Origin of the sequence: Aureimonas frigidaquae, assembly GCF_001463905.1 — a bacterium.
GTDB lineage: Bacteria > Pseudomonadota > Alphaproteobacteria > Rhizobiales > Rhizobiaceae > Aureimonas > Aureimonas frigidaquae.
On sequence record NZ_BBWR01000017.1, the window covers coordinates 26,349 to 49,592 of the forward strand.

Sequence of the window (23,244 nt, forward strand, 5' to 3'; positions counted from 1 at the left end):
GGTGGCCGAAGGCCGCAGGAACCCGAGACCAGTGCCCGACCTGGGCGCCCGACATCAGCGCCTGTTTTTCAGCGAAAGACGACCATGACTGCGCGCCTCGACAACCGGACTCTCCACACGCTGCCCGGCACGGTGGCGCGCCCGGCCTATGACCGGGCGGCCGTGACGCCGGGGATCGTCCATCTGGGCGTCGGCGCCTTTCATCGCGCGCATCAGGCCGCCTATGTGGAAGCCGTTCTGAACGGGGGCGATACGGGCTGGGGCATTGTCGGCGTGTCGCTCCGCTCGCCCGATACGCGCGACGCGCTCGCGCCGCAGGATGGGCTCTATGCCCTGTCGGTGCGCGATGCAGGGGGCGAGACGCTGCAGGTCGTCGGCGCCATCACCCGCCTTCTGGTCGCCCCGGAGGAGCCGGCCGCGGTGCAGGACGCGCTCGCAGACCCGCGGACACGGATCGTCAGCCTGACGATCACCGAGAAGGGCTATTGCCATCGGCCCGCGAGCGGCGAGCTCGATGAAGAGAATGCCGACATCCTGCACGATCTGGCGCATCCCGACAGCCCGCGCAGCGCGATCGGCTATCTCGTTCATGCCATACGCCGCCGGCGGCAGGCCGGGCTTGCGCCCTTCACCGTCCTGTCGTGCGACAACCTGCCGAACAATGGCGCGACGCTCGCCCGTGTGGTCCGGCGCTTCGCCGAGCTGCAGGATGCAGAGCTTGCCCGCTATATCGACGGCGCGGTCGCCTTCCCCTCCACCATGGTGGACCGCATCGTCCCCGCGACGACGGATGGTGACAGGGCCGCCGTTTCGGAGCGGCTCGGCCTTCAGGATGCGTGGCCGATCGCCACCGAACCCTTTACCCAATGGGTGGTCGAGGACCGCTTCGCCAATGGACGCCCCGCCCTGGAGACGGCCGGCGTGACCTTTGTGGAGGATGTGGAGCCTTTCGAACTGATGAAGCTTCGGCTTCTCAACGGGAGCCATTCCACGCTAGCCTATCTCGGCTATCTCGCCGGGCACCAGACGGTGGACGCGGCCATGGCCGCGCCGGGCTTCGAGCCGTTGCTGAAGGGGTTGATGGAAGAGGAGGCGGCGCCGACGCTGCCTGCGCTTCCCGGCTTCGACCTCACAGCCTATGCCGGCGAGCTACGGCAGCGCTTCCGCAATCCCGCCTTGAAGCACCGCACATGGCAGATCGCCATGGACGGAACGCAGAAAATCCCCCAGCGCCTGCTCAACACCATCCGGGCGCGGATCGCCGCGGGGGCCGCCTATGACCGGCTGGCGCTCGGTGTCGCGGCGTGGATGCGCTACGTAATGGGGAGGGACGAGGCGGGGCAGCCGATCGACGTGCGCGACCCGCTGGCCGAAGAGATCGCACGCCGGCTCGATGGGCTCGCGAGCGCCGATGAGGTGGCGCAGGTGCTGCTCGGCCTCGGCATATTCGGCGAGGATCTGCCGGCGGATCCGAATTTCGTGCAGACGGTGACGGCGCATCTCGCCCGCCTCCTGGACACGGGCGCAGGCGCCGTGGTGGCCCGCTACGCCTGACGGCGGCGGGCAACTTCAGGCGCCCTGCAGCAGGGCGCCCCTTGCTTCGCGGCGCAGGAAGCGCGCCGTCATCAAAACGGCAGAAGTCGCCAGGCCGAAAGCCAGGCCGATCCAGACACCGAGCCCGCCCCAGCCCAAGGGAAAGGCCAGGACATAACTGGTCGGCATCCCGATGCACCAGTAGCTGAAGATCGCGATGATCATGGGCAGGCGCGTATCCTTCAGGCCGCGCAGCACGCCGCTCGACAGGACCTGGATCGTATCGACGAGCTGGAAGGCTGCGGCGACGGCGAGGAAGGGCACGGCATAGGCGAGCACCTGCAGCGATTGCGGATCGCCCGGGTCCAGATACAGGCCCACCAGCGCGTGCGGCGCCGCCCAGAACAGGAGCGCGGCGCTGCAGGCAAACCCCACGCCGACGCCGAGGCAGGCCCTCGCCGCGCGGGAGATGGCTGCCGCATTGCGGGCACCATAGGCGCGCCCAACGCGAATCGTGGCGGCTCCCGCCAGGCCGAGCGGGACCATGAAGGCGGTGCCCGACAGTTGCAGTGCGATTCCGTGCGCGGCCAGTTGCAAGGGGCTGATCCAGCCCATCATGATCGATGTGGCGCTGAACAGGCCGACCTCGGCGACGATGGTCGCGCCGATGGGCCAGCCCAGGCGCGAGACATCGGCCAGCGCCACCCAGTCCGGCCGGTGGAAGCGTACCAGGATCTCATAGACGCGCAGGGCGCGGTGGCGGCTGCAATAGGCCAGCAGCGCCAGGGCGACGGCGCTGATCGAGATGGTCGTGGCAATGCCCGACCCTGCCATTCCCAGGGCCGGCAGTCCGAAATGGCCGAAGACGAGCCCATAATTGAGGAGGGCGTTCGCCGCCACGCCGACGCACAGGGCGGCGAGCACGACCTGCGGCCGGTCGATCGAGCTTAGGAAGGAGCGCAGGACGATGATGACGAGTTGCGGCGCGAGCGACCATTGCAGCCAACGCATGTAATCCTGAGCGAGCGCCGCGACGGCCGGCTCCTGCCCGAGCCAGAGGAGGACTGCCTGCACATGCCATAGCGGGATCATCATGGCGGCCGAATAGGCGAGAACCACCCACAGGCCCATGCGCACGGAGCGCCGCACGGCACGCGGATCGCCCGCGCCGACCGCGCCCGCTGCAAGCGGCATGACGGCGTAGCCGAAGCCGGATCCGAACATCCACACGACGTAAAAGAGCTGCCAGCTCAGGACGGCGGCCGCCAGTTCGAAGGAGCCGAGCCAGCCCAGCATGACCGTATTGGTGACGTTGACGGCCACCTGCGCCAGTTGTGCACCCACCAGGGGCAGGCCTAGGACAAGGGTCGCACGCAGGTGGCTGCCCCACGTCCCCGCACGCACCGGGACATCGGGCTTGGCTTGGCCTTGCATAAGCGTGGATTCTCCTCCCGAGGCTGCACTTCGGCCACTCTTTGGCGGGCGGCTCCTGGCTCGGAGGGTTAGCCCACCGGGCTCGCTCAAGGCAAGGCGCATAGCGTCGGCGCCACGGAGATGGCGGGGATGGCGTTGCATGGGCGATTGGGCAGTCGGTTTGATGACGGGGACGGCCCTGGACGGGAATGTCGATGTCGGCCTGATCCGTTCGGACGGCGAGACCGTGCTGGAATTCGGCCCCATCAGCCTGGAGCCATACCCGCCGCAGGTCCGGCCGCTGCTCCTGGAAGCGGTCGATGCAGCGGCGCGATGGGGCTTCGAGGGTCCGGAGCCTGCCGCCTTCGCGCCTGCCGAGGACGCGCTGACGCGGGCGCAGGCGGCTGCGGTCCTCAATGTGCTGGACAGGCACGGGATCGACCGCGGCCGCATCGCGGCCATCGGCTTCCATGGCCAGACCGTGCTGCACCGGCCGGCGACCGCAAACCGCCGTGGCGCGACGCGCCAGCTCGGTTCGGGCGCGCTCATGGCGCAGCTGACCGGCATCCGAACGGTGAACGATTTCCGCAGCGCGGATGTGGCGGCCGGCGGGCAGGGCGCGCCGCTCGCCCCGATCTACCACCGCGCGCTGCTGCGGCGGATCGGAGCCGGTGAGGATACGGCCATGCTGAACCTCGGCGGGGTCGCCAATATCAGCTGGGCGGCGGCGGACGGAACGCTGCACGCTTTCGATACCGGCCCCGCCAATGCCCCGCTGGACGACTGGATCGCCCGTCATACGGGCGAGGCGATGGACCGGGACGGGCGTATCGCTGCCGGCGGCCGGGTGGACGAGGCAAAGCTTGCGGCCCTTCTCGACGCGCCGTTCTTTTCAGCGGCCTATCCCAAGTCGCTCGACCGCAACGCCTTTACCGCGCAAATGGCGGAAGGGTGCGGGCTCGAGGACGGCGCGGCGCTCCTGGCGAGCTTTTCGGCCGGGGCGGTGGCGCGCGGGCTGGCCCTTCTGCCGGCCCGCATCCGGCGGCTCGTCGTCTGCGGGGGCGGGCGCAAAAACCCCTATCTGATGCGGCAAATCGCGGAACGGTGCGGGGTGGAAGCGGTCGATGCCGATGCGCTCGGCCTGCGCGGCGATGGGGTTGAGGCCGAGTGCTTCGCCCTCCTGGCGCTGCGCCGCCGGCGTGGCCTGCCGATCAGCTTTCCGCTGACGACGGGCGTGGCCGCGCCGCTTGTCGGCGGGGTCGTCCACCCGGCGGGGGAGGAACAACGCTAAGCAAGGCGACGAAATTTCGGCTGCCGATGCACCCATCCGCATGGTTCCGCGTTGTCTCGTGGAATGATTACAAGGAAGGGTCGGCTTGGCCATGCAACTCAAGGTGAATGGCAGCGCCCATGCGCTGGATGTCGATATCCGCACGTCGCTCCTGGACGCGCTGCGGGATCATCTAGGTCTGACCGGGAGCAAGAAGGGCTGCGATCACGGGCAGTGCGGGGCATGCACCGTGCTGGTGAACGGCCGGCGCATCAATTCCTGCCTGACATTGGCGGTGATGCACGAGGATGACGAGATCGTCACCATCGAGGGGCTGGGCCAGCCCGGCAACCTCCATCCGATGCAGCAGAGCTTCCTGGAACATGACGGGTTCCAATGCGGCTATTGCACACCCGGGCAGATCACGTCGGCCGTTGGGATGCTCGAGGAACACCGCGCCGGTTGGCCGAGCCATGCGTCGCAGGCGCTGGACGGTGCGCAGGAGCTGACCGATGCTGAAATTTCGGAACGCATGAGTGGCAACATCTGCCGTTGCTCCTGCTACCCCAACATCGTGGACGCCATTCGGGACGCGGCCGGGAAGGTGCGGCCATGAAGACCTTCGATTACGTACGGGCGGATGACGCCGTCGCAGCCGCGGGGAAAGTGGGCGAGGTCGCAGGCGCCCGCTTCATCGCCGGGGGGACCAATCTTCTGGACCTCATGAAGCTGCAGGTGGAAACGCCGGAGCGGCTGGTGGATATCAGCCGGCTGCCGCTCCGCGACATTGCGGAGACGGGCGATGGGGCTTTGCGCATCGGCGCCCTGGTGCCCAACAGCGACCTTGCGGCCGATCCACGCATCCGCCGCGACTATGCCGTCCTGTCCCGGGCCCTCCTGGCCGGGGCGTCGGGCCAGTTGCGCAACAAGGCCACGACGGCGGGCAACCTTCTGCAGCGTACGCGCTGCGGCTATTTCTACGAGCCGGCATCGGCCTGCAACAAGCGGGAGCCCGGCGCCGGCTGCGATGGGATGAAGGGCTTCAACCGCATCCTCGCCATACTGGGAACGTCGCAGCATTGCATCGCCACACACCCGTCCGACATGGCGGTGGCGATGCGGCTGCTCGATGCCGTGATCGAAACCGTCGATGCGAAAGGGCAGGAACGGCGCATTCCGATTGCCGAGTTCCACCGCCAGCCGGGGGATACGCCGCATATCGAATCATCGCTTCGCCCGGACGAGCTGATCACGGCCGTGACTCTGCCAAAGCCGCTTGCGGGCAGGCATATCTATCGCAAGGTCCGGGACAGGGCGTCCTATGCCTTCGCGCTTCTGTCCATCGCCGCCGTGGTCGACATGGAAGACGGGCGCATGGCCGACGTGCGTCTGGCCTTCGGCGGGATAGGTACGGTTCCCTGGCGCTCGGCCGAGCTGGAGCGTCACCTGAAGGGGCAGCGGCCGGATGCGGCGCTCTTCTCGAAGGCGAGCGATCTCCTGCTCGCCGATGCGCATGGCTATGGCGACAACGACTTCAAATTCGATCTTGTCCGGAGGACCCTGCCGGCTGTCCTTCAGGAAGCGACACGGGGAGACGGTGCATGAGCACGCTGAAGGCACATTACCGCATGGACGCCCCCGCCCGGGAAACGCGGATCGACCGGAGCATGAACTCCGTCATCGGCAAGCCGCAGGATCGGTACGAGGGGCCGCTCAAGGTCACCGGACAGGCGGCCTATGCTTACGAGACAGCGCGCAACCGCAAGGATGCGCTGTACGGTTACTTCGTCCTGTCCACACGCGGCAAGGCGCGGATCATTCGCCTGGACAGCCGCGCCGCGGAGGCCATGCCCGGCGTCCGGCATGTGGTGCGCGATGCACGCGCCGTGCGCGGCTCGGCCGACCCCAGCGACAACAAGCCCGCCTTGATCGAGGATGAGGTCGTCCATTACGGGCAGGCGGTGACCCTGGTGGTGGCCGACAGCTTCGAAGTGGCCCGGGCGGCGGCAAGGCTTGTCCAGGTGGATTACGAACCTCTGGACGGCGACTATGATCCGAAGGAGCTGACGGACACGGCCTACGATCCGGGCGATGGCGCCGTGCCGTCGACGGTGACAAAGGGAGACTTCGGCGCCGGCTTCGCCGCTGCCGAGGTGACGTTCGACGCCATCTATACGACGCCGAGCCAGAGCCATGCCGCGATGGAGCCGCATGCCGCCGTGGCCGAATGGGACGGCGAGGATCTGATCCTCGACGGCTGCTACCAGCTTATCTCCACCAATGTCGGCCAGCTGGCTGCCGCGCTGGGCATGCCCAAGGAGCGCATCACCATTCGCGCGCCCTATATCGGCGGCGGTTTCGGTGGCAAACTCGGCATCGGCGCGGAGGCCGTCTTCGCCGCGCTCGCGGCGCGCGAGACCGGGCGGCCGGTCAAGATCGCCCTCACGCGACAGCAGGTCTTCCAGATGACATCCCGCCGCGGGGAGACGCAGCAGCGGATCCGGCTCGGCGCGACGCGGGACGGCAGGATCACCGCGATCGGCCACGAGACCATCACCAGCAATTGCGTGGGGGACCAGTTCTTCGAGCCGGCCGGAATTTCCACCATGTTCCTGTATTCCGGCGAAAACCGACGTATCACCCACCGCCGCACCGACGCCAACATTCTCATGGCGTCGTCCATGCGCGCGCCGGGCGAAGCGGTCGGTATGCTGGCGCTTGAAAATGCCATGGACGAAATGGCCGAGAAGCTGAAGATCGATCCCATCGAGTTCCGCCGCCGGAACGAGCCGGAGCGCGATCCCCAGGACGATCTGCCCTTTTCATCGCGCCGACTGGTGGATTGCATGGACGAAGGCGCGCGCCGCTTCGGCTGGGAACGCCGCCCCAAACGACCCGGGGACCTGCGCGATGGCGAATGGTTGATCGGCTACGGCATGGCTGCGGCGTCGCGCAAGAACATGCTCCAGCCGGCCAGCGTGCGGCTGACGCTCCTGGCAGAGAAGGGGGCGCGGATCGAAACGGACATGACCGACATCGGCACCGGCACCTATACGATCCTCAACCAGATCGCGGCGGATATGCTGGGGCTGGCGCCCGAAGACATCGAGGTCGTGCTGGGCGATTCCCGCTTGCCGCAGGGCCCCGGTTCCGGCGGTTCCTGGGGCGCCAGTTCCAGTGGATCGGCTGTCTATACCGCCTGCGAGCAGGCGATCACGGCGCTTGCCAAACGCATGGGTGCGGACCGATCCGAGCTCGGCCTGGCAAATGGCAATGTCATTGCCGGCAACCGGCAGGTCACGCTGGCCTCTCTCCTGAAGGGCGAGGACCTCGTCATCGAGGCGACGTTCGAGCCAGGTAAGGCCTTCAAGTCGACGCACCAGGCAAGTTATGGCGCGCATTTCTGCGAGGTCGGGGTGAACGAGGTGACGGGAGAGACACGGGTTCGCCGGCTCCTGACCGTGGCGGCGGCAGGCCGCATCCTGAACGAGAAGACCGCGCGTTCCCAGTGCTTCGGGGGCCAGATCTTCGGCATCGGCACCGCCCTGACGGAGGAGCTGGTTGTCGACGCGCGCAACGGGCTGATCGTCAACCACGACCTTGCCGAATATCATGTGCCGGTGAATGCCGACGTGCCCCAGCTGGAGGTGGTCTTCCTGCCGGAGCTGGATCCCTATGCCAGCCCGCTGGCATCCAAGGGCATTGGCGAACTGGCGATCAGCGGTGTCGGCGCAGCGATCACCAACGCCATCTACAATGCCTGCGGGGTGCGGGTGCGGGACTATCCGATGACGCTGGACAAGGTCCTGGCCGGCCTGCCGGCCGGCCATGGGCCCCGTTAGGGATCAGCTCCGAAGGACAATGTCCGCCGCCTTAGGAGCCGACGGTGTACCGTCGGCCCTGAGGCGCTGGCCAACGGCATCGAGCGCATACCGGATCGCATCCGGCAACCCGTGTTCGGGCAGGGAAGCGGCGAGCGCTCCGGCAAACATGTTGAAGACCCGGCTGTCGGCCAAGCTGTGCCCATCGGGCGACAGATACCGCGTCGGGGCATTCTCGCCCTCCGCATAGACGGCGCCCTCGCGCCCGTCCGTTGCGATCACGCCGAACGATGCCCAATAGGCGAGGGAGGCGACCATCTCCATGGTGGTGGAGGATTCGCCCAGCATGTCGCGCCCGAGCAGGTCGACGGCCCGCTCCAGCTCCGCCTGTCGCAGGACGAGGATGTCGGTCCGCCCGAGCAGGGCGTGCAGCTTGGGCATGTCGAGCCATTGCGGCATGTCCGGCAGGACGAGCACGACAGTCTGGCCGGAGGACCGCGCCGCGCCCGCAGCCTTCATCAGAAGCGCATAATCGATATCGGGGATCAGGACGAGGGTGGTCGAGGCTTTGGAGACGGCATCGTCGACAGCGGCGTCACCTGCCGTGTGCCGATACTCGACGCCTTCCGCCGGGTCAGGCTCGGCCTGCCCTTCACCCAGGGCGGGAAGATCAGGCGACAGGATCTGGACGCGTGTACCATGCACGGCGGCCGCCCGTGCCTGGTCGGCTGCCCACCCCGTGGATGCGGCATTGCCGTCACGCTGGACGGAACCAAGAAAAGTCAGCATTCAACCCTCGCCCCTCGACTGCTCGGAGTCGATTTCAGGGTAGTAGGATTGGCGAAAATCAGCGGACGTCAAGCCATGTGTGACAAGATGGCATTACACAAGCCGGTCAGCCGTAGTTTTTAATCGTTATAAACTGAAGTGACCGGTCGTCAGCGACGGAAACGGCCGCGTGCGATCTCGCGCTGGCGCAGTTCCAGGTCGACGAGCGAGGTTGCCGTGTCGAGATAGTCGGCTTCCGCACGAGCGCGGCTACCGGTTGCGATCAGGCGTCGAAGGCTGCCCTTGAGATTGACCATGTTTTTGCTCCTTATCGTTGTCTGAAGTGTAGGAGCCACTCCGAATCGGAGCAATCCAGCCTGCTGCATGGCAGCCATGCGGGGCTTGGCGTGGAAGCAGCGGCGCACCCTTCCGAAGTCCTTGCATTGCAGCATTTTTACATTCATATATGAATGTAACATAGGCGGGCATATGCGGCGTACGAAACAGGAAGCGGCTGAAACGCGGGAAGCGATCCTCGACGCAGCGGAGACGGTGTTCTTCGAGCGCGGGGTCAGCCAGACGAGTCTGAACCAGATCGCGGCGGCGGCCGGGGTGACCCGCGGCGCGATCTACTGGCATTTCAGCAACAAGTCCGACCTGTTCCGTGCCATGTGCGACCGGGCACACCTGCCGCAGGAAGAGTTCTTCAAGGCGAGTGCGCTTCTGGATAGCGAGGACCCGATCGGCGCGCTGCGTGACTTCACCATTGCGACCTTCGACCGTTTCATGGGCGACCAGCGGGCACGCCGTGTCTTCACCATCATCCTCCTGCGGTGCGAATATGTGGGAGAGATGGAGGAGGCGCTTTGCGTTCATCGGGAAGACCGCATGACGATGCGCCGCAATGTCGAAGCCATTTTCGAGCGCGCCGTGCGCAACGGCACGCTCGGGCAGGGCTGGACGGCAGAGGCGGCGACGAACGCCTATATCTGCATCCTAATCGGCCTGTTCGGGGAATGGCTCAAGGATGAATGCGGCTTCGACCTCGGCCGGATCGGCCGGCTGACCATGGACAGTCTCTTCAACTCTATGCAGGTTCGGGCGACGACGCCTTGAGTCCCGGCCACACTGGCGTTCGATGTCGGGCGTCCTGGATGGGCCGGCCAGCCTGCGGAGCGTGCGGCTGTAAGCAATGTGCAGATTGATGTCGTAGCGCGGGTTCCCGCACCGTGCCAGCCTGCCCATGCGCCTGATCGCGCGCCGGAGGCTGGCCACCGCCAGTTCGGCGAGCGGGGGCGCGAGCGGACCCGTCCCACCGACCAGCGGCGTCAGTTCCGCACGGGAAAATCCCAGATGGAATAGAACACGGAGGCATTCGGCATCGGCCGCGGCCTCATCGCGTGCCTTGCGGGCGGCCTCCACATAGCGCCGTGCCGCCCGCGCAAGCGCGGCTTCCAGTGTCGTCGATTCGTTCATTGCCCTCGTTCCGCAAACGTCGATGCTGCGGTGCAGGGTGCAGGGGGCGGAGCCGGGTGGGGACAAATTCCGGCCAGGATGACGGTCCTGGAAGGTGCGCAAACCCTGAAGTGATTGGCAAAAGGGAAAAACAACCGAAGGATATCATAAGAATGTATTCCCATGGTCCGGCACGGTTGTTGAATCCGGCCTTTCAAACCGTCGGGGGACATGTTGATGCGAATGAATGCGGGGCCGGCCGAAGCCGCCGGCCTGGTGACAGCAGGCAAGGATGGCTGGTCGATGGACGATACGGCCTGCGCGCTTGCGGTGGCCATAAGCTCTGCCTTTTGCGAGCAACCGGAAGACGAGATCGCCTGCCGCGCACGCTGCCGGGCCGCCACCAGCGATGCACGCCATATCGCCATTTATCTTGCGCATGTCGTTTTCCAGAGACCGCGCCGCGTGATTGCGGAAGCCTTCCAGCGTGACCGGACGACGATCGCCCACGCCCTGAGCCGGGTCGAGGACCGTAGGGACGACCCCGCCTTCGATGCCCTTGTCACGCGCATGGAGCATGTGGCCAAACATTGCCGTGCGCTGATCCCGGATGGCGCGCGATGAGCCGGCGGACCGACACGCCGCTGACGCGCCTCGGCAGGGCATCGGGCGGGGCGGGGGCCTTCCTGACTCCGGCGCAGATCCAGGCCGGCGAACGGCTCGGCCGGGATTTCGAGCGGGCGGCACTGCAGCCACGCGTCACCATGCGCCTGGACGCGATGCCGGGCGGACGGCAGGACCGCGGCGGCGCGCAAGACGCCGGCGATATGGCCATGGATGCCCGGCGCAGGGTCCATGCTGCGCTGGATGCCGTCGGGTCCGAACTGGCTGGTCCGCTCGTGGATCTGTGTTGCCTTGAACTGGGTCTGGAAATTGTCGAGCGCAACCATGGCTGGCCGGCACGATCGGCCAAGTTCCTGCTGCGCGTTGCCCTGGCGGCGCTGGCGCGCCATTACGGCTATGATGAGCGCGCCGAAGGCCGCGACAGGGCCGGCGCGATGCGCGGCTGGATGGGCCCGGATGCCCGGCCCTCGATCAGGCCGGTTCCGCCGCCTGACGGGCATCGTCCTTGATGCGTGCCACCATGGATCGTAGCCCGTTCGAGCGCTGCGGCGTCAGATGTTCCTGCAGACCGAGCCGGGCAAAGAGCGTTTCGGCGTCGGTCGCCAGGATATCGCCCGGCGTTTTGCCGGAATAGAGCGCCAGTGCGATCGCCACCAGGCCACGCACGATATGTGCATCGGACTCACCCGTATAATGCAGGATGGGCGGGGCGCCCGGCTCGACCCGCGCCGTCAGCCAGACCTGGCTGACGCAGCCGCGCACCTTGTTCGCCTCGGTCATGTCTTCGGCCGGCATGGGCGGCAGCTCACGGCCGAGTTCGATCACGTAACGGTACCGGTCTTCCCAGTCGTCCAGAAGGTCGAAGTCGGCGATGATGTCGTCGATGCTGCGCATGAAAACCGTTCCTCGTGTGCCGGGCGCCAATGCCCGTCGACGGGCACTGACTCCGTCCGGCGCATATAAGGTGCCCACGCCGCCCTTTAAAAGGCCGCGGCCGGCCATCAGTGCGGCGATGATGGCGGTAGTGCCTGTGTGGAGGGTGGGCGCGGCGAGGGGGCGGGGACGGCAGCGCCGCTGCCGGCGGTCGTGGCAGCGGTATGCCGCTCGGCCAGCGGGATGTAGGGGACGCCGATGGGCATGGCTGCTGCCGAGGCGGGCGCCGGGGCGTGCCCCGCCGACGGCGCGCCGGGCGTCGGGTCGACGGTGGCGGGCGGGCCGGCGGGGAGTTGCGGTGCGCCGCGGGCGCCGGTGAGCGCCTGATACCCGAATTCGAGCCCATCGCCGATCCGGTTGGCGACGAAGCCGGCGACCTGCCCGGCCGAGTTGCAGGCCGTCGGCGCCCGGTCGCAGAAGCCGCCGAGGTCGGACATGGCCTCCTGCAGGCCGGCAAAAGCCTGGAAATAGTTGAGCGAAGGCCCATCCTCGTTCCTGCCGCCCGGCAGGAAGAAGGCAATGAGTCCGAGCAGGAACGCCGCTCTGAGAATGAAACGGACCAAATGCGACCGCCTTTTCCTTCGCTGGATGCCACCCATACAGGCAAATGGGTTTCCGGACCCTTGCACATTGCGCATGGCGGCCCGGACGGGCCGTGGCGACGCCTGAAGCCACACAGCCAATTGCCTGTTATTTCGGGCTTTTCTTTGGAAGGCGGGTGTTAACCATACGGCACGATCCTGCCCCGCCAATCCCCGCCCCGGGCCTTTGCCGCCCCATTGCGGCCGCTGCGGCGGATCAGATTTATGGCTTCCTTAAATGGTTGGGCGGCACGATCGGCGAACCAGACATATGATGGCAGACACCGACCGGAATGATCGAACACACGGCTAAAGGACGCGACAGGAACGAGGCACGGCGCATGCGCGCCGCCTGGTCCACGCCTGCGTCCTGGCTGCGCGAAGGCCTGGACGGGCTGCTTCCCCTCGGCATTGAAGGCGCCGACAGAAGCTTCCGCCGCGGCGCCTTGGGTGCCCTTCTGGTGGCTGGCCTGACCGCTGCGGTCGCATCCGTGGTGGAGGGGACGCGGGGCATGGTCGCCCATGAGTTCCTGTTCCAGGCATCGGTCAGCATGGCGGCCGCCGTCCTGACCGTGGGCACTGCGACGCGGCTCCCATACCTCGGTGCCCTTCTTCTGCTTCTGGCCGGCGCGACGACGGTCTGCCTTGCCCTGTCCTGGTCGGTTCTGCCCATCGGTTTGCTCGTGGCGGGTTTTGTGGCGGCCGGCGGCCTGGCGGTCCTGTGGCGCTCGGCCAATCTGCCGCGCTCCGGCCCGGCGGCGGATGCCATGCGCGCCATCCTGGCCGAGGCCGCCGGCGATCATGTCCTGCTTCTGGACGATACGGGTGTGATCCTGAACGTCGTGCGGCCGGGCGAGGCCGGCTGCGCGGTCGCAGCGGGACGGTCGATTACCGAAGCGGTGCATCTGCGTGACCGCGTGGCGCTCCTGTCGGCCTTGACGAGCCTGCGCCGGGGTGCTCGCCGCAGCGAACTCATCCTGCGTGCCGGGGCGGAACTGACGGGTCCGGTTGCGGCACGGCTGCGGCTGGTCGCCATGCCGCGCCCGGGATCGCGGCATGGCGTGCTCGCGATCCTCGATCCAACGGGGGGCGCCGCTGCGCCACTCCACGTGCAGGGTGCGTTGCGTGCCTATGAGCGCGAATGCGCCGCCAAGCGCAATCTTCTGGCGTCTATCGGCCAGGAGCTGGCAACGGCGCAGTCCGGCACGGCGGGCCTGCCAACGCCGGTCCTGGCCGGTGCGCTCTGTCATCTGGTGGCACTGGAAGCCGGTTCGCTTACCCTGCGGCCCGAACCGGTGGAGCTGGAACCGCTCGTCACTAAGGCGGCCGGCCCGGCGCTGGCAGAGGCGCAACGGCGTGGCCTTGCCTTCGCGCCGGACATTCGTGCCCGGGGGGCCGTCCTGGCGGATGGCGAGGCGCTGCGCCATCTGATCGCCGTCCTGACGGTCTTTGCCGTCCATGCGACGCGGCATGGCGGGGTGGACCTTGTCGTGGATGCCGGGCCGGACGGCCTGTCCATTCATATGTCCGACACGAGCGACGGGCTCGTCGCCGATGCGTCGGGCCAGACAGTCACCCCGTGCGCGCTGCAGCTTGCGCGCGCCCTGTCGACACAGCATTTCGGCCGGATGGACATGTCCAGCCAGCCGGGCGTCGGGACGGTCGTCGACATCTTCATACCGGTGGATTGCGCAGAGCGCGCAGACGCCGGATGCTTCACCCTCAAGGAAAACATCGTAAGCCTGGACAATGCCCGCAAGAAAAGCCCGAACCATCCCGTCGACGACCCGCAAGCGCCGGACCGCCGCACCGCCTAGCCGGATCGGCATGGCCTTGCGCGCAACCGGCGCTCTCGCCGCTGCCGGCCTGGTGACGACCATCCGGCTGGTGGCCCGCCGTCCGGTTCTCTATGGCGGCACGGCAGCCTTCGTGGTCCTGAGCTCGGTCGTGGGCGCCAATGCGCTCCGCCAGGATCCGCTGGCCGTCAATCCCATCATGGCCACCCGGACCCACGTGACCTCAACGGTCCTGTCCGCATCGGCGCCGGTCCAGGCGGCGCCCGCGCCGGCCGTGGTGGAGCCGTGGACCCCGGTCAACGACCCGCGCATCATGTCCGTGCCGCTGGTGCGGGAAGTTCAGCAGGTGCTCAAGACGCACGGTTTCTACCTGGGAGAGATCGACGGCCGGCCCGGCCAGGCGACGGACCTGGCCGTCCGTGCCTTCCAGGAAAAGCAGGGCTTGCAGATCGACGGCGTCATCACGCCGCTGCTCCTGGCACAGGTGCGCCAGTACGGCGCGGTGAATCCCACCCCGGGCGGCGACGATCGCAGCCTGGAGGAGCGCGTGGCCGAACTGAATGCCCAGCAGGCCGACCGTGAACTCGTCCGGCAGATCCAGGCCGGTCTTGCCAATGCGCGGGTGGCGGAGCTGAAGGCCGACGGCATCATGGGCGCGCAGACGCGGGCCGCCATCCGGACCTTCCAGACGCAGCAGGGACTTGCGGTGACCGGCGAAGCCGAACCCGAAGTCCTGAAGAAGCTGACGGAACTCGGCGCCGTCCGGTAGCGCGATGCGGCTGACCAGCACGCTCTTCGTCGCGCAGATCCTGCGCCGTGTCTTTGCCGATGGCGGCTTTGCAGCCGTGGTTCGGCATGGGGCCGAATCTGCGGGGGCGATCTTCCTGACGGTGCGCATGCGTGACGGTACCGTCCGGCTCTACGCTCCGGCTGCCCAGATGCTGGCCGGAGAGGGCGGCGACCGCCGCTTCATGGAAGAACCGCCGCTCGAGGAGGCAGCGCTGGCGCGGCGCTTTGAGCGGGAGGCGCGGTTCGACCCCGATTTCTGGATCGTGGAACTGGAAACCGACGATCCCGGCCGTTACCTCGACATCGTCAGGGAAAGCTGACGCGATAGGGCGGCTTGACCGTGCGCCGGCCGAAATGCGTGCGCGTGGTGGCATCGGCCGAAGGCTCGCGCAACTGCCCGAACCCGGCAGGGCCGGAGGCTAAAGCCTTGCGGCAGGCCTGTTCGTCGAGGGCCCGGTAGTAACGTCCCATGCGGTCGAGCGCCGGCATGTCGCGGGCAAGATCGGGCCGCAGCGCCATGAGAATGCCGAGCGCATCCCCGGGGGTGGCGTGGAGCCCCTTGAGGGCCTGTGCCAGGAGTGTCCCCGCGGCATCGGCGGCAAGCGCCGCGCGCCGTTCCGCCGAAAGACCGTAGGCCTTGGCGATGGCCGCTTCCGCTGCCGGCACGTCGCCGCGCAGCGCCGCTGCGGCAACTCCGGCAAGGAGCGGATTGTCCGACAGGCCGGTGGTGTCTGCGGAAGGGGCAAGGCTCAGAAGCGTCTTGCGGACCCGGCCCAGCATGGGCGACGGCGTATCGTTGCCGCCGGGCACGGTGGTTGTGTCGGCGAGAAGCTCCATCACCGCCTGGGGCAGGTTCGGATGCGATCGCAGCGCTTGAACGATATCCTTTTTCGCCGCGCCCGAAAGCTGCGGCCAGGTGGACAGGATCAGGCTGGACAGCTCGGCCGTCTGCTGGCCGGCAGGGCGGGCCAGCGCCGTATAGGCTGCGACCGCGGCCAGGACGGCGGTCTCCATCGACAGCGCGGCGCCGGGTCTTTCCAACGAGCGGAACAGGGTCGGTGCGGCTTCCATTGGGAAGGAATCTCCCGCGCGGGATTGGATAGGTCTAACGCGATATTAGAGGCGATTCCTTAACCTAGCATTAACCATGTCATTGCGGGTCGGGAAGCGGGATGGCGGTGCAGCGCAGGGTTTGCACGAAACTGTCCATCAGCGGCGCGAGGCTCGGCGATTCAACGAGGCCGCGCAGCAGCGCATAGCCTTCGGACGCATCGAAGGGCACGAAGATGGAGGCTCCTTCCTCGAACTCTCCGCCGATCCGCAGCGCCTCGAACTGCGCCTGTGTGCCGATGACGAGGTCCAGGCGGTCGTCCAGCGCGGCGCGCTGGTTGATGCTGTAGAGGTTGTCGCCCGCGCGGCTGAAGACGGAAGCGGACCAGAAGGCCGGCTGCGCGGCGGCCTCCACCCGGATGGGGCCGTCCGTCAGGTCGAACCGGCAGGCGCTGACACGAAATGCCGGATCCATCAGCGCGAAGGCGCTCTGCGGCCCGGTGTCGATTGTGACGGTGACCTCGGGTGGTGACAGGCGGGCAAGCTTGTTCCAGGCGCTGTCCTGCGCCACGGCCGGCATCAGGAAGATCACCGCGATATGGACGATGGCCGCGCCGATCAGCCCGGTCGCCAGGGCCAGGATGAGCTTACCCACGGCAGGACACTCTTTCGATGGACGGAAGCGTCAGCCCGCCGACGCCCGCCGAACTGCTGGCCGGCGTATCGTAGAGCGTCAGCGACAGGACGAAGCTGCCCTCGGCCGGGAGGGCCAGCCAGTTGCCGGGTTGCGCGCCGGCGCTCGCGATGATCGGCGCGGCGTTGGCATCGTCCCGCATGAGCCGCGACGAGATGAGGGTGCCCGGCCGGTCGGAGCCTGCGGCAAAGGCGGGGCGGCCGTCCGGGCGGAAGGTCGTCAGCGTGTAGAGGCGTGCGATGGGAAGCTGCCCCTCGATCCGATAGGTGCAATCGGCCCGCAGCGGGCGATAGGCGGAATCGGTCCCGGCCCGGAAGGCGACGCCTTCGCCGAGGCCGAGGATGAGGTTGCCTTCGCGCGCGGTGCGGGCGCGCGAATAGGGATCGGCGGTGGGCGAGCCGGCCAGGCGGTCGGCGTGCCAGGGGCCGGAGGTCAGGAATCCGGACCCCTCGAAGCGGGACAGGAGGTGGTCGACCGACCAGGCGCCCCCGCCGAAGGCGATTGCGAGCGCAAGAAGCATCAATGCCACGAGCTTTGGACCTGCCATGCCGTCAGCGCGTTTCGGCCGTGGGGGCGGTCGCGTCCTGCGCCGCGGCGAGACGGTCAGGCGACAGGGGTGCGGCATCGCGCATCATGCGCGCCAGCCGCGCGAGGAGACGCTGGGTTTGCGCATTGATGGTGGGTGGGCGGCTGATCGCCGGCGCGCCATCCGGGCCGTTTGCCGCCACGGGGACGCTTCCCGGTGCGGGCAGGGGATCCTCTATGAAGGGGATCGGCCGCAGATCGATGCCCTGATGCGCCGCTTCCATGAAACGCTGCCAGGTCATGGCCGGGAGCGATCCGCCGGTCAGCTTGTCGGTCGGCTTGAAGCTGTCGTTGCCATACCAGACGGCCGCCGTGAAGTTGCCCGTGTAGCCGACGAACCAGGCATCGCGGTAGCCCTGCGTCGTTCCTGTCTTGCCGGCGGCGCGCGTCATGGACAGCGCGGCCCGGCGCGCGGTGCCGCGCTCCGGAATCTGGACGAGCATCTCGTTCATGCTGCGGGCCGCATCCTCCGACAGGATGCGTTTGCGGGGCGGCAGGTCCCGCTCGGCGTTCCAGACGACCTTGCCGTTGCCGTCGATCAGTTCGAGAATCGCATGGCGGTGCGAGTCCATGCCGCCGGCCGGGAAGACGGCGTAGCCTGTCGCCTGGTCGAGGACGGTCACCTCATTGGTGCCGAGAGCGATGGTCTTGTCACCGCGCAGGGGCGTTGCCACCCCCATCTGCGCCGCCAGCCTGGCGACATTGCCCGATCCGACCCGCTGGCTGAGCTTCACTGCCACGGTGTTGATGGACCGCGCCAGGGCCGTTTCCACGCTCATGCGGCCGGAGAAGCTGTTGCCGTAATTTTGCGGCGACCAATTGCCAACGCGCACCGGGCCATCGACGACCATGTCCTTGGGCGTCATGCCGTCTTCCATGGCCGCGGCGTAAATATAGGGCTTGAAGGAGGAGCCCGGCTGGCGCAGCGCCCGCGTGGCGCGATTGAACTGCGACACGCCGTAATCGCACCCGCCGACCAGAGCGCGGATGCCGCCTTCATCGTCCAGGACGACCATCGCGCTTTCTTCCACGCCGTAGGTCTTGCCGAACTGGCGCAGATGGTAGTCGATGGATTCATCCGCCAGCTTCTGCAGCCCCATGTCGATCGTGGCCCGGGCCGTGAGGTTGCGCACCTTCAACGCTCCGGCGATCCTGCGGACCTCGTCATAGGCGAAATCCAGGAAGTAGTCCGGCGCGACGGTGGTGGACCGGTCCACGGCCGTGGCCGGGCGCCGCCGCGCGGCCACGACCTGACCTTCCGACATGAAGCCCGAATCCACCATGGCGGACAGGACGACATTGGCGCGGGCCCGCGCCGCCGGAAGGTTGATGTGCGGTGCGTAGGCGGCCGGTGCCTTGAACAGGCCGGCCAGCATGGCCGCCTCCGGCAGGCTCACGTCACGTATGTCCTTGCCGAAATAGAACTGCGCCGCCGCCGCGGCCCCGAAGCTGCCGCCGCCCATATAGGCGCGGTCGAGATACATGGACAGGATCTCGTTCTTGGAGAAGTGCGTTTCCAGCCAAAGCGCGATGAAGGCTTCGTTGATCTTGCGGTCGATCGACCGCTCGTTGGTCAGGAAGATGTTCTTGGCAAGCTGCTGCGTGAGCGTCGATCCGCCCTGGACGACGCCGCCGGCGCGCGCATTCTCGCTCATGGCGCGGGCAAGGCCGACGAAGTCGATGCCCCAATGCTCGAAGAAGCGACGATCCTCCGTGGCCAGGACGGCTTTGAGGAAATGGTCCGGCATCTGATCGATCGGCACCGCATCGGCCCGCAACTGCCCGCGCCGGCCGATCTCGTTGCCGTGCCGGTCCAGGAAGGCCACCGAATATTCGGCCTCCACCGGAAGGCCGCCGGCCGTCAGCCGCATGGCAGGCTGCGCCAGGGCCAGAAGCACCACCAGGCCCGCCAGGCCAAGCGTGAGCCCTTCGCAGGACAGTTCCACCATGACGCGGTTGAAGCCCCGCGCCCGGAAGCGGCGCGAAAGGATGGTCAGGCTTTCCCAAAACGCGGAAAAGCCGTGAAAAACGCGCCACAAGCTGCTATCCAGCCAGGCATCCAGCTCGATGAGTGGCGTTGGCCCACGCCGCTTGCGGCGTTTGGGTGGGATCTGTTCCTGCACGCTTCTCACCACCACATTACAAAGGGGCGTACGGAGCGGAGCCGTCACCCGGTCACGGCGCCCTTTATAACTCTAGGTGAGCAAATTGACGGTAAACAACAAGCCGCGCCGGCAAGATTCCGCATTGAATCCGCCGCTGCGTGATTTCGGCAACAGCGGCTTCTGGCGCGGCCGGGCGCTGGAGGATTTTACCCATGCCGAATGGGAGTCGCTCTGCGACGGATGCGGTCGCTGCTGCCTGAACAAGCTGGAAGATTGGGACACCGGCGAGATCGCATGGACGGATGTCGCCTGCCGGCTCCTGGATTGCGATACATGCGGCTGCTCCGACTATCCCAACCGGCTCGCCACCGTTCCGGACTGCCTGCCGCTGACGCCCGAAAGCGTGCGCAGCATCGGCTGGCTGCCGCCGACATGCGCCTACCGGCTCGTGGCGGAAGGGCAGGATCTGTACTGGTGGCATCACCTCCTGTCCGGTGACCGAGACACTGTCCACGCTGCCGGAATCTCGGTGCGTGGCCGCGTGGTCAGCGAAATCGGCGTCGAGCTGGATGATTATGAAGACCATCTCGCATCCTGGCCGGGCGAAAATCCTATGAAAGAAAAGACGTCATCGTTGAAATGACTGTTGACAGCGCTGCGGTCAAAGGTTAGGTATTGGCTACGGTCGGATTTCTGTGAGGGTTTGAACCCCGGTTTCTGACGATGGATGCGATGGGCTGGCACCTGCGGTGGCGGCCCTTTTTCGTTTGCGCATCCCACTATCTCAACCACGATCTGGAGCGGGCATGGCGCGACTGAAGGGAACCGGCGCACGGCGGAGCCGCGCGCGGACGACCTACTCTGTACAGACGGGGCCGTTGGCGGAACTGGCGCGCGACCACGCGCAGGATGCGCTGGCGGCGTTGGTCGAGATCGCCCGCGAAGGCGGCAGCGAAGCGGCCCGCATATCGGCTGCCAATGCCATTCTGGACCGGGCCTACGGCAAGCCATCCACGGCCACACCGGACGAGGCGCGGTCCGGAGAGGTCCAAGCGGCGCCCCTCGATCTGAGCGATGCCGAGTTGCAGCGCATCGCACGGGCTGGCGTGCCGGACGACGATGCGGCCGCATGAGCGCGGCGTCGTTGCCGCTCGGCACCGCGGCGATGGAACTCCTGCGCCGGCGCGCCGCGCGCAAGGGGCTCCTGGGCTTTTCTCAGGCGGTCGACATTCCCGGCCGCCCGGTGGAGGACGGTGCCGATTGCGAGCGGTTCGTTGCGGTCGAAACAGGCATCGCGCAGCATCATCGGCTGCTGATGGCCGAGCTTCAGGCCTGCATCGATCGGCCGGGCGGCCGGCTGATGGTCTTCATGCCGCCCGGCAGTGCCAAGAGCACCTATGCCAGCGTGCTGACACCGGCCTGGGCCATGGGGCGCCAGCCGGGCTTTCGCGTCATCTGCGCCAGCTATGCCAGCGAGCTGGCGCGCAAGCTGGGGCGGCGCTGCCGCTCCATCGTCAAGCAGAAGGGCTACGGCCCGATCTTCGGTGCGCGTCTTTCCGCGGAAAGTTCGGCGGCCGACGAATGGGCCCTGTCCAATGGCGCGGAATACATGTCCGGCGGAATCCTGTCCGGGATCACGGGGAACCGGGCGGACCTCGTGATCATCGACGATCCGGTCAAGGGCCGCGAGGCGGCCGAAAGCCCGGTTATCCGCCGCAAGACGCTGGATGCCTACCAGGACGACCTGATGACCCGCCTGCTTCCCGGCGGTTCGGTGATCCTGGTCCAGACCCGCTGGCACGAGGACGACCTGGCCGGCGCCATCCTGCCGCAAGGCTATGCCGGAGAGAGCGGGGCGATTGCCTGCCGCGACGGACAGACGTGGCAGGTCATCTGCCTGCAGGCCAAGGCGGAGCGGGACGATGATCCGCTCGGCCGGAGCCGGGGCGCGTATCTGTGGCCCGAATGGTTCGGACCCGATCATTGGGCGCAGTTCGAGCGCAACCCGCGGAGCTGGGCCAGCCTGTTCCAGCAGCGCCCCGCACCGGACGAAGGCGATATCTTCCGGCGGCCGTGGATCCGCACCTACGAGACCCTGCCGCAAGGCTGCCGCTTCTATGGCGGTTCGGACTATGCCGTCTCGGACGGGGGCGACTTCACCGTCCATGCCGTCGTGGCGATGGACCGGGAGGGGCAGCTCTTCATCCACGATCTCTGGCGGGGCCAGGGCGAGGCCGATGGCTGGATCGAGCCGCTGCTCGATCTGGTCGCTGAGTACGATCCCAGCGCCTGGGCCGAGGAGTCCGGCCAGATCCATCGCAGCATCGGCCCGTTCCTGCGCCGCCGGATGGCGGAGCGGCGCATCTTCTTCAACCGGGTGCAGGAAGCATCGACGACGGACAAGGTGGCAAGGGCCCGGTCGTTGCAGGGACAGATGGCCTCCGGCCGGGTCTTCTTTCGGGCCGGCGCCCCCTGGCTCGCGGACCTCGTCTCCGAGCTCCTGGCGTTCCCCCGAGGGCGATATGACGACCAGGTCGATGCCTTGACCAAGGTCACGCAAATGCTGGACCGGATGACCGGCATATCGGACGTTCTGCGCGGCGCTTCGTCCGGCGCGGAGACGGCCACGGCGCAGCGGATCAAGGGCAATTTCGGGACGCTGCGGATCGACGAGCGGCGGCGGGCACTGGATGCCGCGATCCGCGAGACGATCCGGATCGCGGCGGAGATCATGGCATCGCATTTTTCCGTGCGCACCTTGTCGATCATGAGCGGCCGGCCGATCCCGCCACAGGTGGAACGCTTCCTGCGGGAAGATGGGGCGGACCGACAGCCGGACATACCTCATCGTGAACGCGTCCGCCTCCACGCCGGCGCTCGCTGCGCGCGTCAACAACACTGGCACCAGCGGCTACATCGAGGTGGCCGGCGTGGACGGCACGGGAATGACGCATGCGTGCCGTGCGGCCGCGGCAAGCTTCACGCTGCGACAGCGCGGTCTACCCCGCGTGACCGTGCCCCAGATGGTCCAGTCCTCGCGGCGTCCGCCGACGCGGCTTCTCGCCGGCCAGCCCGCCGCCGGCTCGGCCTATTCCACGGTGCGGATGGCGGCGGCCTATTTCGGGGCCGCTCTGAGCGATGCGCAGGAACTGGCGATGAACGCAGCTTTGGGCGGCTACCTCAATGCGGTGGGCGCGCATTGAGGGCGCTGTCGCGGGAGTTCCCCACAATCGTCCTGACGTATCGGAATGGAGGGATACAAGCTTGAGAACCAGCCTTGAAGGACTGGCGGATATTGCCGGTCACGAGGGAATCGTCACATCCCGCTACAGAGACTGCGTCGGTGTCTGGACGATCGGCATCGGCCATACGGCGGCGGCGGGGCCGCCGGACCCGGAGCACCTGTCCGCGCCCGTTCCGCTGGACGACCTCGTCGCGCTGTTCCACCGCGACATCGCGCGCTACGAAGCCGAGGTGACGGCCGCCTTGAAGCGGCGGGTGAGCCAGACCCAGTTCGACGCATTGGTCAGCTTCCACTTCAATACCGGGGCCATCGCCCGGGCCGGGCTGACGCACGCCATCAACAAGGGCCAGTTCGAACGTGCCGCGGCACTGTTTCTCGCCTGGCGGCGACCGCCGGCCATTCTGCCCCGGCGAAGGCTGGAAAAACGGCTGTTTGCGCAGGGCATCTACGGCCATGGCGGATCGGCGCGCGTCTATACCGCGAATGCAGCCGGCGCGGTCGATTGGGGCCGCGGCCGCCTTTGCGACCTGCGCCCCATCCTCGCCCGCATCGGCCACTGACGAGACAGCCTGAGAACAAGGAA

General features: G+C 67.4%; 24 protein-coding genes. 15 read left to right on the forward strand and 9 right to left on the reverse strand.

What is annotated here, in order from left to right; translation table 11 throughout:
• Window positions 1–84 precede the first annotated feature (84 nt).
• Complete coding sequence (locus AUL30_RS16225; protein WP_062228950.1) at window positions 85–1,554, forward strand: mannitol dehydrogenase family protein; 1,470 nt, start codon at window positions 85–87, stop codon at window positions 1,552–1,554.
• 15 nt (window positions 1,555–1,569) lie between these two features.
• Here the strand turns inward: AUL30_RS16225 and AUL30_RS16230 are convergent, their stop codons facing one another.
• Window positions 1,570–2,967, reverse strand: a complete 1,398-nt coding sequence (locus tag AUL30_RS16230; RefSeq protein ID WP_062228951.1) for an MATE family efflux transporter — start codon at window positions 2,965–2,967, stop codon at window positions 1,570–1,572.
• A 139-nt stretch (window positions 2,968–3,106) separates the two neighbouring features.
• Between AUL30_RS16230 and AUL30_RS16235 the strand changes: the two genes are divergently transcribed.
• The 4 genes from AUL30_RS16235 (at window position 3,107) to AUL30_RS16250 (ending at window position 8,058) form a co-directional block, all read left to right on the forward strand.
• The gene (locus tag AUL30_RS16235; protein WP_062228952.1) at window positions 3,107–4,237 is read left to right on the forward strand and encodes an anhydro-N-acetylmuramic acid kinase; all 1,131 of its coding nucleotides are present in this window, start codon (window positions 3,107–3,109) and stop codon (window positions 4,235–4,237) included.
• 91 nt (window positions 4,238–4,328) lie between these two features.
• Window positions 4,329–4,832, forward strand: coding sequence for a 2Fe-2S iron-sulfur cluster-binding protein (locus AUL30_RS16240; RefSeq protein ID WP_083508001.1), 504 nt, complete (start codon window positions 4,329–4,331; stop codon window positions 4,830–4,832).
• The gene (locus AUL30_RS16245) at window positions 4,829–5,821 is read left to right on the forward strand and encodes an FAD binding domain-containing protein (protein WP_062228953.1); all 993 of its coding nucleotides are present in this window, start codon (window positions 4,829–4,831) and stop codon (window positions 5,819–5,821) included. Before AUL30_RS16240 ends, AUL30_RS16245 begins: the two co-directional genes overlap by 4 nt.
• Window positions 5,818–8,058, forward strand: coding sequence for a xanthine dehydrogenase family protein molybdopterin-binding subunit (locus tag AUL30_RS16250; protein ID WP_062228954.1), 2,241 nt, complete (start codon window positions 5,818–5,820; stop codon window positions 8,056–8,058). The genes AUL30_RS16245 and AUL30_RS16250 overlap by 4 nt, the downstream gene beginning before the upstream one ends.
• A 3-nt stretch (window positions 8,059–8,061) precedes the next feature.
• Here the strand turns inward: AUL30_RS16250 and AUL30_RS16255 are convergent, their stop codons facing one another.
• Both AUL30_RS16255 and AUL30_RS19845 read right to left on the reverse strand, forming a co-directional pair.
• Window positions 8,062–8,826: a carbohydrate kinase family protein gene (locus AUL30_RS16255; protein WP_062228955.1), complete on the reverse strand. Its 765-nt coding sequence runs from the start codon at window positions 8,824–8,826 to the stop codon at window positions 8,062–8,064.
• Window positions 8,827–8,975: 149 nt separating this feature from the next.
• The gene (locus tag AUL30_RS19845) at window positions 8,976–9,122 is read right to left on the reverse strand and encodes a DUF3563 domain-containing protein (protein ID WP_157070249.1); all 147 of its coding nucleotides are present in this window, start codon (window positions 9,120–9,122) and stop codon (window positions 8,976–8,978) included.
• Between the two features lie 172 nt (window positions 9,123–9,294).
• On the opposite strand from AUL30_RS19845, the gene AUL30_RS16260 reads away from it, so the two are divergent.
• The 3 genes from AUL30_RS16260 to AUL30_RS16270 all read left to right on the forward strand — a co-directional run bounded on the left by AUL30_RS16260 (window position 9,295) and on the right by AUL30_RS16270 (window position 11,393).
• Window positions 9,295–9,921, forward strand: a complete 627-nt coding sequence (locus AUL30_RS16260; RefSeq protein WP_062228956.1) for a TetR family transcriptional regulator — start codon at window positions 9,295–9,297, stop codon at window positions 9,919–9,921.
• 576 nt (window positions 9,922–10,497) lie between these two features.
• The gene (locus AUL30_RS16265; protein WP_192843080.1) at window positions 10,498–10,884 is read left to right on the forward strand and encodes a helix-turn-helix domain-containing protein; all 387 of its coding nucleotides are present in this window, start codon (window positions 10,498–10,500) and stop codon (window positions 10,882–10,884) included.
• On the forward strand, window positions 10,881–11,393 hold the full coding sequence (locus tag AUL30_RS16270; RefSeq protein WP_062228958.1) for a DUF6456 domain-containing protein: 513 nt from the start codon (window positions 10,881–10,883) through the stop codon (window positions 11,391–11,393). The genes AUL30_RS16265 and AUL30_RS16270 overlap by 4 nt, the downstream gene beginning before the upstream one ends.
• On the opposite strand, the gene AUL30_RS16275 is transcribed toward AUL30_RS16270, so the two are convergent.
• Complete coding sequence (locus AUL30_RS16275; protein WP_062228959.1) at window positions 11,356–11,778, reverse strand: SufE family protein; 423 nt, start codon at window positions 11,776–11,778, stop codon at window positions 11,356–11,358. The genes AUL30_RS16270 and AUL30_RS16275 overlap by 38 nt on opposite strands.
• A 107-nt stretch (window positions 11,779–11,885) precedes the next feature.
• Window positions 11,886–12,380 (reverse strand): DUF5330 domain-containing protein, encoded by a 495-nt coding sequence (locus AUL30_RS16280; RefSeq protein ID WP_062228960.1) that lies wholly within the window; start codon window positions 12,378–12,380, stop codon window positions 11,886–11,888.
• A 359-nt stretch (window positions 12,381–12,739) separates the two neighbouring features.
• On the opposite strand from AUL30_RS16280, the gene AUL30_RS16285 reads away from it, so the two are divergent.
• From AUL30_RS16285 to AUL30_RS16295, 3 genes are read left to right on the forward strand one after another with little or no spacing between them, the layout of a single operon-like run.
• Entirely contained in the window at window positions 12,740–14,215 is a 1,476-nt protein-coding gene (locus tag AUL30_RS16285) for a sensor histidine kinase (protein WP_062228961.1), read from the forward strand.
• Between the two features lie 10 nt (window positions 14,216–14,225).
• Complete coding sequence (locus AUL30_RS16290; RefSeq protein ID WP_062228962.1) at window positions 14,226–14,963, forward strand: peptidoglycan-binding domain-containing protein; 738 nt, start codon at window positions 14,226–14,228, stop codon at window positions 14,961–14,963.
• A 4-nt stretch (window positions 14,964–14,967) separates the two neighbouring features.
• The gene (locus tag AUL30_RS16295) at window positions 14,968–15,303 is read left to right on the forward strand and encodes a DUF1491 family protein (protein ID WP_062228963.1); all 336 of its coding nucleotides are present in this window, start codon (window positions 14,968–14,970) and stop codon (window positions 15,301–15,303) included.
• On the opposite strand, the gene AUL30_RS16300 is transcribed toward AUL30_RS16295, so the two are convergent.
• From AUL30_RS16300 to AUL30_RS16315, 4 genes are all read right to left on the reverse strand, one after another.
• Window positions 15,290–16,054 carry a hypothetical protein gene (locus tag AUL30_RS16300; protein WP_062228964.1) on the reverse strand — a complete coding sequence of 255 codons (765 nt, stop codon included), beginning with the start codon at window positions 16,052–16,054 and terminating at the stop codon, window positions 15,290–15,292. The genes AUL30_RS16295 and AUL30_RS16300 overlap by 14 nt on opposite strands.
• 79 nt (window positions 16,055–16,133) lie before the next feature.
• Window positions 16,134–16,688, reverse strand: a complete 555-nt coding sequence (locus AUL30_RS16305) for a DUF1254 domain-containing protein (protein ID WP_062228965.1) — start codon at window positions 16,686–16,688, stop codon at window positions 16,134–16,136.
• Window positions 16,681–17,247 (reverse strand): DUF1214 domain-containing protein, encoded by a 567-nt coding sequence (locus AUL30_RS16310; RefSeq protein WP_244490880.1) that lies wholly within the window; start codon window positions 17,245–17,247, stop codon window positions 16,681–16,683. The genes AUL30_RS16305 and AUL30_RS16310 overlap by 8 nt, the downstream gene beginning before the upstream one ends.
• A 31-nt stretch (window positions 17,248–17,278) precedes the next feature.
• Entirely contained in the window at window positions 17,279–19,444 is a 2,166-nt protein-coding gene (locus AUL30_RS16315) for a transglycosylase domain-containing protein (protein WP_083508022.1), read from the reverse strand.
• Between the two features lie 115 nt (window positions 19,445–19,559).
• Here AUL30_RS16315 and AUL30_RS16320 point away from each other — a divergent pair, with 115 nt between their 5' ends.
• The 4 genes from AUL30_RS16320 (at window position 19,560) to AUL30_RS16335 (ending at window position 23,221) form a co-directional block, all read left to right on the forward strand.
• Window positions 19,560–20,060 carry a YcgN family cysteine cluster protein gene (locus tag AUL30_RS16320; protein ID WP_244490872.1) on the forward strand — a complete coding sequence of 167 codons (501 nt, stop codon included), beginning with the start codon at window positions 19,560–19,562 and terminating at the stop codon, window positions 20,058–20,060.
• 163 nt (window positions 20,061–20,223) lie between these two features.
• Window positions 20,224–20,550, forward strand: a complete 327-nt coding sequence (locus AUL30_RS19850; RefSeq protein WP_062228968.1) for a hypothetical protein — start codon at window positions 20,224–20,226, stop codon at window positions 20,548–20,550.
• Complete coding sequence (gene terL, locus AUL30_RS16330) at window positions 20,547–22,685, forward strand: phage terminase large subunit (protein WP_062228969.1); 2,139 nt, start codon at window positions 20,547–20,549, stop codon at window positions 22,683–22,685. The genes AUL30_RS19850 and terL overlap by 4 nt, the downstream gene beginning before the upstream one ends.
• Window positions 22,682–23,221: a lysozyme gene (locus AUL30_RS16335; RefSeq protein WP_062228970.1), complete on the forward strand. Its 540-nt coding sequence runs from the start codon at window positions 22,682–22,684 to the stop codon at window positions 23,219–23,221. The genes terL and AUL30_RS16335 overlap by 4 nt, the downstream gene beginning before the upstream one ends.
• The last annotated feature ends 23 nt before the right edge of the window (window positions 23,222–23,244 follow it).